This window comes from Glaciimonas sp. GG7, assembly GCF_052976905.1.
The window spans coordinates 1-1645 of record NZ_JBRIIQ010000204.1; the positions used below are offsets into that span (position 1 = coordinate 1).

Sequence of the window (1645 nt, forward strand, 5' to 3'; positions counted from 1 at the left end):
CAGTCGGTGATAGCTTCTCTAAGCGCCCGGTTCATCGAGCACGAATCGATAATCAATTGCCGGTATCGACGTGGCCGATATTGCCTATAACGGCAGCGGTGGCGCAATCGTCGGCGCGCTCGCAGGCGATGTCCAGTTTGTGGTGGAGACCTCCGGCACGCTCTTGCCGTATCACAAATCCGGCAAGCTACGCATCATCACCACGATGGCCGAAGTGCGTGAAAGAAATATCCCGGATACTCCTACCGCGCGTGAAGCTGGTTACGATTTGATCGCCGGTACGGCGAACTTGTTAGCAGCCCCGTTAGGTACGCCGCGTGAGGTCATCGACCCGATTTCGCAAGCCGTTGGCCGCGCCATGGCACGTCCCGCGATTCAAGCGCAATTGTTGCAACTAGGGATAGAGCCGGTGCTGAAAACCAGTCCTGCCCAGGCTCAGGCTTTTGTCGCCGCTGAAGTCGCACGCTGGACTCCGCTGGTTAAAAAACTCGGTATTGCGCTGTAACGACAGTAGTGGTCTTTAGAACTGAATTTGTCTCCCCAAGGAAATCATGCGTACCCCTATTTGCATCAAACTCGGCTGTGAATTGCCGATCTTCGCCTTTTCTCATTGCCGCGATGTGGTGGTCGAAGTCACTAAGGCTGGTGGCTTTGGGGTCCTCGGCGCATCGACTTTTTCGCCGGAGCAGCTCGAAACCGAACTCTGTTGGATCGATCAGCACACAGGCGGCCGTCCGTATGGCGTCGATGTCATCATTCCTGTGCGTTACGACAAACAATCCGAGGCCAGTACGCAAGATTTGGAGCAATTGATTCCCGATGAGCATCGCGCTTTTCTGGATAAAATTCTTGACGACGCTGGGGTCCCGCCGCTACCAGAGGATGAGCGCGAACGCATACACGCCGCCATCGTCAACGGTCGCGGCAACATGACGCCCGATGGGGCACGGCGCTTGTTGCGTGTCGCGCTGGCGCATCCGCAAGTCAAGCTAGTGGTGAGCGCGCTCGGTTCGCCGCCGCCCGATATCGTTGCCGAATTGCGCGAGCGCAAGGTCATGGTGGGTGCCATGTGCGGCAAGGGCGAGCATGCTGCGCGCCATCGCGCCGCCGGGGTTGAGCTCATCGTCGCGCAAGGCACCGAAGCCGGTGGACACACGGGCGATATCGCCACGATGGTATTGGTGCCACAAGTAGTTGATGCGTGCGGCGACGACGTCGTCGTACTGGCTGCCGGTGGCATCGCCAAAGGTAGTCAGATCGCAGCGGCACTGGCACTCGGTGCGCAAGGCGTCTGGTGCGGCAGCCTTTGGCTCGGCACGCGTGAAAGCGAGCTTGATCCTTTTGAGAAAGAAGTCTTATTCGCCACCCGTACCGAAGACGCAGTACGCCGCCGCGCCCGCACCGGCAAACCGGTGCGCATGATCAAGAGTGTGTTATCCGAAGCCTGGGAGCAACCCGGTGCGCCTGCGTATTTGCCGACGCCGTTGCAAGGCATTCTCTATAACGAAGCCCACGCCCGCGTAGTGCGCGCCAAGCGTCGTGATTTGTATTCATTTCCGGTGGGGCAGGTGGTGGGGATGATGAATGAAGAAAGATCGATTCGTGCTCGATGAACCGGGCGCTTAGAGAAGCTATCACCGACTGC

2 protein-coding genes are annotated in these 1645 nt (G+C 58.5%); both read left to right on the forward strand.

Annotated features, from left to right (window positions below):
* Window positions 1-70: 70 nt before the first annotated feature.
* Window positions 71-505 carry a Bug family tripartite tricarboxylate transporter substrate binding protein gene (locus ACVBEF_RS21100; protein WP_447125857.1) on the forward strand — a complete coding sequence of 145 codons (435 nt, stop codon included), beginning with the start codon at window positions 71-73 and terminating at the stop codon, window positions 503-505.
* A 46-nt stretch (window positions 506-551) separates the two neighbouring features.
* Window positions 552-1613, forward strand: coding sequence for a nitronate monooxygenase (locus ACVBEF_RS21105; protein WP_447125858.1), 1062 nt, complete (start codon window positions 552-554; stop codon window positions 1611-1613).
* The last annotated feature ends 32 nt before the right edge of the window (window positions 1614-1645 follow it).

Bases quoted from the DNA above. Each gene is read 5' to 3' on its own strand.
- ACVBEF_RS21105 (WP_447125858.1), top strand. From the start codon at position 552: ATGCGTACCCCTATTTGCATCAAACTCGGCTGTGAATTGCCGATCTTC.